Here is a 270-nt window from a genome sequence, read left to right on the forward strand (position 1 = left end):
ACAGGCGCGCGGCGGGCTGCGCGCCGTGATCCGCCTGGGCAAGGCTCGGCTGTCCGCTCTCGACCCCGGACGTGGACTCGACGACGCACGTGTTGGCGCTCGACCCGGTGGCTCGCGTCTGCAACGGCTGCGAGGCGGCCGGGCAGGCGCGTGACGAGGAGCCGGACCGACGTTTCCGCTGGCTGACCGCTTTGCGCAGCACCATCGTGCAGCCGGGACTGGTCCACTTCAGGCTGTCCGCCGCCGGTGTCTTCCGTCTGCTGGGCCTGC

1 protein-coding gene is annotated in these 270 nt (G+C 72.6%); it reads left to right on the top strand.

Annotation, left to right across the window (positions count from 1 at the left end; translation table 11 throughout):
* Positions 1 to 71 precede the first annotated feature (71 nt).
* Positions 72 to 270: DUF3037 domain-containing protein (locus tag DN069_RS39055; protein ID WP_116513729.1), on the top strand; the 199-nt coding region annotated here is incomplete at its 3' end.

This window comes from Streptacidiphilus pinicola, from assembly GCF_003258295.1.
Taxonomy (GTDB): Bacteria; Actinomycetota; Actinomycetes; order Streptomycetales; family Streptomycetaceae; genus Streptacidiphilus; species Streptacidiphilus pinicola.